Annotated in this window: 8 protein-coding genes and 1 pseudogene; 4 read left to right on the forward strand and 5 right to left on the reverse strand. The window is 52.1% G+C overall.

The annotated features are described in order from the left end of the window. A pseudogene (locus tag BLO51_RS31335) lies at positions 1 to 284 on the forward strand (IS4 family transposase); the annotation flags it as partial. Between the two features lie 60 nt (positions 285 to 344). Then, complete coding sequence (locus BLO51_RS27715) at positions 345 to 857, forward strand: hypothetical protein (protein WP_143007016.1); 513 nt, start codon at positions 345 to 347, stop codon at positions 855 to 857. Between the two features lie 157 nt (positions 858 to 1,014). Here BLO51_RS27715 and BLO51_RS27720 read toward each other — a convergent pair whose 3' ends face one another. The 5 genes from BLO51_RS27720 to BLO51_RS27740 all read right to left on the reverse strand — a co-directional run bounded on the left by BLO51_RS27720 (position 1,015) and on the right by BLO51_RS27740 (position 5,017). Next, entirely contained in the window at positions 1,015 to 1,647 is a 633-nt protein-coding gene (locus BLO51_RS27720) for an NAD(P)-dependent oxidoreductase (RefSeq protein ID WP_090677307.1), read from the reverse strand. Between the two features lie 55 nt (positions 1,648 to 1,702). After that, on the reverse strand, positions 1,703 to 2,356 hold the full coding sequence (locus BLO51_RS27725) for a DsbA family oxidoreductase (protein ID WP_090677310.1): 654 nt from the start codon (positions 2,354 to 2,356) through the stop codon (positions 1,703 to 1,705). A gap of 91 nt (positions 2,357 to 2,447) precedes the next feature. Further along, positions 2,448 to 2,876, reverse strand: coding sequence for an Rrf2 family transcriptional regulator (locus BLO51_RS27730; RefSeq protein ID WP_090677313.1), 429 nt, complete (start codon positions 2,874 to 2,876; stop codon positions 2,448 to 2,450). Positions 2,877 to 2,993: 117 nt separating this feature from the next. Then, positions 2,994 to 4,004 carry an excinuclease ABC subunit UvrC gene (locus BLO51_RS27735; protein WP_245719865.1) on the reverse strand — a complete coding sequence of 337 codons (1,011 nt, stop codon included), beginning with the start codon at positions 4,002 to 4,004 and terminating at the stop codon, positions 2,994 to 2,996. A 143-nt stretch (positions 4,005 to 4,147) separates the two neighbouring features. Continuing rightward, on the reverse strand, positions 4,148 to 5,017 hold the full coding sequence (locus BLO51_RS27740; protein WP_167670365.1) for a GNAT family N-acetyltransferase: 870 nt from the start codon (positions 5,015 to 5,017) through the stop codon (positions 4,148 to 4,150). Between the two features lie 837 nt (positions 5,018 to 5,854). On the opposite strand from BLO51_RS27740, the gene BLO51_RS27745 reads away from it, so the two are divergent. Both BLO51_RS27745 and BLO51_RS27750 read left to right on the forward strand, forming a co-directional pair. Beyond that, positions 5,855 to 6,982 carry a serine hydrolase gene (locus BLO51_RS27745; protein ID WP_090677325.1) on the forward strand — a complete coding sequence of 376 codons (1,128 nt, stop codon included), beginning with the start codon at positions 5,855 to 5,857 and terminating at the stop codon, positions 6,980 to 6,982. A gap of 185 nt (positions 6,983 to 7,167) precedes the next feature. Then, positions 7,168 to 8,820 carry a stalk domain-containing protein gene (locus BLO51_RS27750; RefSeq protein WP_090677328.1) on the forward strand — a complete coding sequence of 551 codons (1,653 nt, stop codon included), beginning with the start codon at positions 7,168 to 7,170 and terminating at the stop codon, positions 8,818 to 8,820. Positions 8,821 to 9,262: the final 442 nt, after the last annotated feature.

A 9,262-nucleotide genomic window follows, 5' to 3' on the forward strand; every position in this document is an offset into this window, starting at 1 on the left:
TCTTCCGATGGATCAAGCAAAACTTGAATGTCCCTGTTCTGTTTGGATCCACGAAAAATGCCGTATTCAACCAGTTGTTCGCTGCACTCATGACGTATGTCGTCTTGAGATGGCTATATGACCATTCCAAATCGCTCATCATCGCTTGCAAGTCCATGCCACTCATCCGATTTAAGGAACTCATGCAAGAGAATCAATTCCAGGCGGAATGGCTCATTGCTGTTACTAAGATTCTGGATAAATACGTCTATTTCTCACGTCTTGATATCCCAAAAGTTGGTTAATCAACAGGCGTGGGTTATTATATCAAAAGTGTACGAAAAATTAACGAGTCTGAGTACCTTGTGGATGTACAAGAAACCTGGAATACAACAGGTACATTACCGGTTATCGCATACAAGGTTCTCAAAGAAGGTGATCAATGGAAGTTACAAAATGAAGAATTGGTAATTGGTGCAAATGGTCAAGTTAGCAAACAAACTTTAAAGAAACAATGGATTGAACAACCTACTTTTTCAACTTTTGCAGATGTTTTATACTGGGAAATTGAGAGTCTACAAGGAGGAAGTTCATTAAGTACCCGGATGTTTAGCAAAAGTACAGATAATAATGTTACTCTTAACGGTTGGCAAGTAATTAGCGGTAGTACGGATATTAATATTGAATATATGATTGGAAAGCCCGTAAACGGGAAGTTCAGAGAATTCGGTAAGGGTTATGTAGGGCAAAATAAACCTAAAGATGAGGAATGGTTTACACTTACATATTCTAATGTTCCAAACGGCGATGGGTATAAAGTTCATATCGCTAATATTGGAACTGGAATTATGAAAGGTGCCGGTAACGTATATAATTAAACTAAGAAGGATTCTTTCCCAACGAATTACTACTGAATATTAGCCAAGGTTTCTCAGCGCAATAATCTTTCGATTCATGTCAATGTAAACCAAAAAGGCGATCCGTCCGCAATGGAATCATCGCGGTAATCGCCTTTTTTTTATTTCGGATGATGGATTAATAACCGACCGTAAACCGTTTGCGGGAGAAGCGCGGTCGCTCCGCCTCGTCCAGCATAGCAACGGCGTAGTCCTCGGCCGAGATGCGGCTGTTCCCTTCGGCATCCGTGACGAGTCGGTTTTCTTCCGTGCGGTATTGCCCGGTTTTCTCTCCCGGTTGGATCAATGCGGCTGGGCTCAGGTTCGTCCAGTCGAGCCCGGAGCTGCGGTATACCTCCAGCGCATCCCGGTGCGCCAATGCGATTCCCTTCCATTCGGCGGGAAATTGCGGCGTATCGATCAGTTGCACGCCTGGAGCCACTTCCAGACTTCCCGCGCCGCCGACAGTCAGCAGACGGCTGACGCCGGACTTTTTCGCCGCATCGACCAACGCTTGGGCGGCCTGAACCAGCTTCTCCTCTTGGCCGTGCGCCGGACCAAAGGCGCTTATCACGATGTCGTGATCGGCTGCCGCTGAGGCGAGGCTATCCACGTTCGAAACGTCTCCCGTTACCACCTTCAGGTTTTCGTTCTGTTTCGTCACACGAGACGGATCGCGCAAGATAGCCGTTACTTGATGTCCACGGCTCAAGGCTTCCTCCAATATCCGCTGTCCGATCGTTCCCGTTGCTCCAACCAATGCAATCTTCATCGTAAATCCATCCTTTCGCCTTATGAAATATTATGGTGATCAAATGTTATCGCGGTTAATCGCATTCTCCATCCACGGTGCAGGATAGCCCTTCGGCAGCCTTGCCGGCTTGACCGGCCAGTTCCTCGGCGATTGCCTGCTCCAGCGTCTCCCGGTTCGCTACGCCTCGCAGCACCTTGTTGCCGATAAAAAACGTAGGTACGGCCGTGATGTCGGCTTCCCGGTAAGCATGGTTCAGCGCTTGCTGATGAGCTTCCTTGTACTTCCGCGTTTCCAATGCTTCCCGGTACTTGGCGGCATCCAGTCCGATTTCGCCGGCCAACTTCGCCAGCACGTCCGGGTCCCCGATATTTTGCTCCTCCTGGAAGAAGGCCCTGAACAGCCGGTGGTTGTACTCGTTTCCTTTGCCATGCTCCTTGGCGTATTGATACCCTTCGAACGCAAGGTGGGTGTAGGGATGCGGAGAAACCCGCGGCAGCTTCATATCGATACCCATCCGCTGCGCGTAAGGAGCGATGGATTGCTCCCACATCTTCAATTTTGGCGGATCGTTCCAGGGGTCCAGCGGTTCGGTCGGGCTTGGGCGCAGTTCGAAGGGCATCCATTCCACCTCGACGTCCTTGCCCTGCACGGCCTGCTCCAGCGGTCCTTCCGCCAGAAAGCAGAAGGGACAAACGTAGTCCGAATACACTTGAATTTTGACGGTCATCTTAAATTCACCTCCTTAATAAAGTCGTCCGAGTCTCTTCTTTCCATTCACATGTAACTAAAATAGTTACATGTTGTGCTAAAAAAAAGGGTTACTGGTCACCCCGCACCAAATCGAACACTATCTGGTCCAGCGTAACTTTCGCCAGCTCGTTCTCCATGGCCGACTCCGCCCGTTTGAAGACGGTGTCCAACGTCTCTTGAATATTTCGCCCGACAAGGCATTTCGGGTTCGGCTTATCGTGCGCCGCGAACAACTCCCCCGGAGGGTCGTTTTGTACGGCACGGTACACTTCCAAAAGGTTAATCTCCCGGGGCAGACGGGCCAGCGATGCGCCGCCGACGCCGGGACTCGTATGCACCAGCCCGGCTTTGCCCAGCAGACCGATCACACGGCGGATCACCACCGGGTTCGTATTGACGCTGCCTGCGATAAATTCCGACGTATTGCGGCCTTCTTTATTAATATCGAGGAGAGCCAAGATGTGAATCGCTACGGCAAAACGACTGCTGATCGACAATTCATATCCTCTCCTCTCTGTTGTATTCCATCACCTGTAACCATTGTAGTTACAATTGTTCGTTTTGTCAACCCGACTTTTCTGTACAATTGAGCGACAATCCGCCTCGCCGTCCGCTCACGACTGCTTCCCATCGCGTCCGATCCGGTATTCGTAGTTGTCCTTGCACAATTGCAGCAAATCGTATTTCAAGCCCCGCTTGGGCGTCGTAATCTTGATCGCCCTGCCTCCCGTTCTCCGCAACACGGCACGCACCGAACCGGGGTCACTCACTTTGTTGACGATGAGCTCATCCGGCCCCTCGGCTTCCCCATAGCGGCTGACCAGAAAACGGTCGCAAGCGACCTCGCCGTACGCACGTTCTAATTCATGCATCTGAAAATCCCGCAGCATGCCCTCCTGTACTTTCGCGATCAGCACCCGCTCCTCGCCAAAATACAGCACATCCTGATGGATTGAACCTTCCCGGTCGACGATCTGCTTCTCCGGCATTTCCTCCAAAATGCGCAGGTGAAGGAGCATGCTGCCGGCTTTCTCGAATTCCAGACGTTCGGCGTACTCATTCATCTTGGCGCGCATCGCGGACATCAGGTTCTCCCCTTGGTTCAGCAGCAGACCGGCCGCTTGCCGCGCCGTCTCCCGGTAGGCCTCCTCCGTGATTTTCCCTTCGCATACGCCGCTGCACTTGCCAAGATGGTACAGCAGACAGACCCTCTTCGGCTTCTTGTCGCATGTCCTCAGCTTATAATGCTCTGTGACAAAATCGAGCACGGCATCGCGGAAGCGGGCGCTCCGGTAAGGGCCGAAGCGCAGCTCCTTGCCCGGAGCTGCGGCTTTGTTCGCTCCGCCCCCGCCGCGCACGGCCCGGAGCCTACGGTCCCGGTAGTATTCGGTCAGCCGCGGAAACCGCTCGTCCGTCATCTGCAAATAAGCATACCCGCTGTTGTCCCTCTTGAGCGCCCGGTTGTACGGAGGCTTATGGATCTTGATCAGATTGTTCTCCAGCAGCAGACTTTCCGATTCATTGTTGACCAGTACCACTTCAATGGACGCGATGTCCAGCACCATTTGACGAATGCGCCTGCGCTGATCCCGGTTTTGGAAATACGAGCGCAGACGGCTGCGCAAATGTAAAGGATGTGTCCTTCGGCATTTTTCATGATGTAGCAGCCCGGGCGTTCGGGATAATCGCCCGCTTCGAACTGAAATGGCATTGCAAACTCCCCCTTTTTCGCGCGGTTCCGCGCACAGCTCCCCCCGCACGGGCCCTTTTAGAAGCTTTTGTCCATTTTAACCTGCTCCACAGCGACCGTAAACCCTCCGACCGTCAAAGCCTCCGCGCAGACGGACGTCCCCGGCAAGTTTAACGCCCGCTTCCGCAGCGCATCGGCTCCGGCAAACACTTCCGAGCACAAGAGCCGGACGATTCCGTCCGTACCAGGGGCATCCGGGCTCGTTACGCATTGGTACAAGAATGTCGAGGTATGCTCGCCCAACGCATCATACACCCGCTTAGCAAGCGCATAGCCGACGGGGTGGCCTTGTGGGTCGGACGCGATAACGGCATGCCCGTCCTTCAAGCTCTGCCATCCCGTCTGCCACGCGGAGTTTGCGTCGTAGAAGGGAAGCCGCGCCGCCTCATGCGGACCGGACCAGCGGACCGTATAGTCCCCGCGTGGAAGCTCTCCCGGATGCCAAGCCTCGGACGATTCCAGAACCACCAGTTGATCGGTTACCTCGTAGCCCATTTGCTGGTATAAGGCAATGGCCTTTTCGTTCTGCTTGAACGCTTCGAGTGTTGCCCGCGACACGCCCTCCTCACGGTACAGCTGAATGGACGCTTCCAGCAGTTGTCTGGCAACGCCGTGCCTCCGGTGCGACGCAGCAACGGCTGTCCCCCCGTTCCAGGCCGTTTTGGCGCTGCTAATCGTACGGATGCCGTTCAGAATGATCCCTACCGGCTCGTCCCCGTCAAACGCGACAAAGGAATAGTCCGGGGACAAGCCCTCAGCCACCATTCGCGCCAAGAAAGCATCGACCGTCATGACGATCTGAACATAGTAATCCTCAAACCCTTTGTTCCAAACCTCTACCGCCTGATTCAACGTACACTCGGATAGCCGCTTCACATTCAGCTCCATTGCTAACTCCCCCATTACGTAAGACTTAAGCGGAACATGACGTTCCCCTCTCTATTCCTAGATTCTCACACAGCCCCCTGAATTTCAAGATGCTGGGATATCCTAATTTGAACCGTCCGCCGCATTCGTTCGCCCATACCATGTGCGCACACCATATCAGCTTAGGAGGCATGCATGAGAAGGTTTATCCCGGACGTCGCCTTTCTGCTGCTCTTGCTGACCGGGATCACGTTAACCGGGTTGGATTCACCCACGACGCCTTCCCGATCTATCCATGCCGGAGCATGATGATGCTTCCGCCATCATCGACCTGAATCTCAGGCGCTCCACCGCGTTCATAGCGCTGTACCAATTGTTCACCCGAGCCGAATAATCAAAACGCAAATCTGAATCTATAAAAAGCTTTTTGCGGATTAACAGTGCGTGTTTGTGGAAATATTTACGTATAAATTATTTATATCTAAAATAAGTCATGAAAGGACCATAATTCCTTTTTTGTAAAATATAGTTGACGCATGTTAACAAATGAATTAATATAAAATAGTTTGCTATATTTTGATGTTTATTTTTCATTTAGGAATCATCTTTGCATTTATATATACGATTGGTTACCGGGGAAAAGTTCATCGGTGACGGCAATTATTCAACTTGCAAGCCGTATTGTGGCATATGGCCTTTGTTGCCGTTGTTGCTTGCATCGAAGTATATGGGGATTGGGCAAGCTTGCTGTGATTTTATCGCAAAGCGGAGAATGATCGTATCTACGAATCACTGTACCGATGCGTGCATGCGAGAGCCCCTGAACCCATAAAACTTGCTACTACTGGAGGGATTGATTTGTCCGTTATCATTTGGATCATCGTGGCCATCTTTCTGCTCGTTGTCGCTTTTTTTGCATTAGCGGCGGTACTTCGATACGTAGATAACAAAAAAACGGCACAGCACGTGCTGGACTATTACGTGAAGAACGGGGACAGCAGCTCGATCTGTGTGCTGCATAATAATGAGCCTTTGCTTGAATACCATGCGGACAGAGTCATGCCGCTGGCCAGCACCGTTAAATTAATCCTTGCCATCGAGTATGCCAACCAAGCGGCCCAAGGGCTTGTTGATCCTGAAGCGCGTGTCCGCCTGAACGATGTGGAACGGTACTATATTCCGGGCACGGATGGCGGCGCTCATTCAAGCTGGAAATATGATTTGAAGGAGAAGCTTGAAGCCGGACATGAATTAACATTGGACGAAGTAGCCCGAGGCATGCTTCAGTTCAGTTCGAATGCTTGCACGGAGTATATATTTGAGCTGCTGGGCGGAGACAGAATCAATGCAAGCTTGGGAGAGCTGGGCATGGAGCACCATACCTCTATATTCCCGCTCTCTTCCGCGATGCTGACCTCGATGTATGTCAAAGACAAAGAAGGGCTGAGCGGCAAGAATCTGATTCGTCGGATGCGCGAAATGAGCCAAGAGGAATATATTTCGCTGGCATATGAGATGCATAACACACTAAAGCAAGAATCCGATGCTGCTACAATCCAGAAATTAAACCGGAAAGAAGGGTACAAGCGAAGTCTTCAAAAGCTGGAGTCCGAACGATTGCCGGGCGGAACGACGAAGGAATATGCTTCGCTTATGAATAAAATCAACAGCGGCACCTATTTTTCACCGGATGCCCAAGTGATCTTGGATCGATTGGTAGGAAGACCGCCCTCTGAAACATCCCAATATCGCAAGCTCGGCTTCAAGGGCGGGTCGACGATGTATGTGGTTACATGGGCCATGTATGGATGCAAGAAAAACGGAGAAACGTTAGAACTTGCCGCCTTCATCAATGATTCTAAGGGAACGGAAAGCTTGTGGTTGAAACATAAGAGCGATGAATTTTTCGTCGGGATCATGAGAGATGACGATTTTAGAAATAAAGTTATCAAGAAGCTTTCTCCGGATGTCCATGAAACGGTATGATTCATCGGTTGCGACACAACTATCGCTTAATCGCAAGCATCTGATCAAGGGGATAAAACTCCCCGCTCTTCATGCCCGCCATGGTCTGGAAATTGTTGCGAAAAGGGTTTCCCCCACAAACGCCGAATAGATTTAAGGTAGGAAGTCTGCACCCCTAAAATTCATTACGTAAGGAGGAATTTCCCTTGAATTCAATCGCCCGCCCGGGCAAATCTCTGCTGCTCTTATCCTTGGTGCTGATGCTCTGGTGTATCGGCCTTACACTTCCTATACCCCAAGCCCAAGCGTCCTCCTATTCTTTCGATGCGGCTCCCAAAGGAACCGTCGGCGTCACCAAGCCGAATCTTACGTTTTATTTCGATACCGATTTGTCCTTCGCGCCCTCGTCTTACACCATGACGCTGAACGGGCAGAGCGTGCCAGCCAGTTACGACCAAAACAAAGGGACGTTTACCTATACGCCCGACAACGATCTCGCGCCCGGAAACTACACCGTCAAAATGTCGATCATCTATCCCAACTACAAGCCGATCGAGCAATCCTGGTCGTTTACCGTAGCGAAAGACGCAACCAGCCGCTTCGAGACTCCTACCCCGGAGGATCAGAGCGGGCTCGCCGCCGTTAACGACTACCGGGTGCTATACGGACTCCCCCAGCTTCAGATGAACGAACGGCTTTTCGCTATGGCGAAGGCGCATGCGAAATATTTGGATGCGAACAAAATCGCCCAAAGCGAAAAAAGCCAAGAGAGCCTGCACGATCAGAATCCGAACAAAACCGGATTTTTCGGCCAATCTCCACGGGAGCGCGCCGCATACTACGGGTATTCGTCCAAGCTCGGGGAAGACGTCGCGTATCACGCGGGATCGATCGGCGAGTCGGTCGACGTGCTGTTCGATGCGCCTTACCACCGCTCTCCGTTCTTGAACCCGGATGCCAAAGAAGTCGGTGTTGCCAAAGTAGGCGATTACACGGTCATCGAATTCGGCTTCGGATCGAGCGAAAACTCGCCGATCGTCGTCTCGCCGGCGGACGGGGAGCGGTATGTCCCTACGTCCTTTGACGGGAACGAAGCCCCAGACCCACTGCGTATGCATACGAGCGGCAATTACCCTGTCGGCTACCCGATCATGGCCCAATATTTCGGCGAGAATGTGGACAAAATCAAGCTGCTGAGCGCCGAACTGACCGACAACGCCAAGCAGAAGATCGACTTGTTCGTGAATTCGCCCGATAACGACGACAAATTGACCAATGCCGTCATTTTGCTGCCGCGCAAGCCGCTGCAAGCGGATCAGACTTATCTCGTGAAGCTGAGCCTGCAAGTGACCAAAAAAGACGGCACCACAGCCACCGAGTCGAAAGAATGGAATTTCACGACGGAACCGCTGCCGCAGCTCGGAAAAAAGAAGCTGCACCGGAATGCGTCCGATTACCTCAAGCAGGCTGTCACCGTCCTGCCGATCCAGCGTAAAGCAAGCTTCGGGCTGGATGACAGCAGCTATTCGGTCGACGGCGTCTCCTTCCCGATGCGGCGGACGCCGGTCATCGTCGACGGCTCCTCGTACTTGTATATCCGCGACCTGGCTGCTGCGCTCGGAGCGAACGTGGACTGGGACGAGCAGCAGCGCGCGGCCGTGTATACGAAAGGAACGCTTAAGGTCACGCTGCACACAACGAAAAACGCCTACGAAGTGAACGGCGACCTGCGGCAAACCGATACGCCTGCCCGGCTGGTCGGCGACAACACGATGGTCCCGGTCCGCCTGCTCTCCGAAGTGCTGGGTGCCAAAGTAGAGTATGCCGAGGCCACGCGGACAGTCATGATTACTTACTGATCGGGACGGACCCGTCAGAACCATCCATGCAAAAGGCACCGCATCCTGCCACAACAGGAGCGGTGTCTTTTTTCATGCGCCGTCTATTCGTCATCGTCCCCGTCGTCATCCTTTTTGGAGGAGCCCGAGCTTGAAGCGCTTGCCCGGCGTGCCGCCGCTTCTCTTCTTTCTTTGGCGATTTCCCGCCGATATAGCCGTTTCATCTCGTCTATAATTTCATTCGTATCATGACATTCATGGACAGCCTCGATTTGAGCCTCCAACACGGCTAAAGCCGTGGGATTCTTAGCTAGTTAACGCACGCAGGCCATTTCTGTTTTGTGCAGACTGCTAAGTTCAGAGCTAGCTCATTAGCTCATCCTAGATCAGAGCGTATAGCTATCTAGGCTGATAGACTGTTACCATCTATCACAGGTTGGCGCAGGATGTTGATCGCTCCAAC

It is taken from the genome of Paenibacillus tianmuensis (genome assembly GCF_900100345.1).
GTDB lineage: Bacteria > Bacillota > Bacilli > Paenibacillales > NBRC-103111 > Paenibacillus_G > Paenibacillus_G tianmuensis.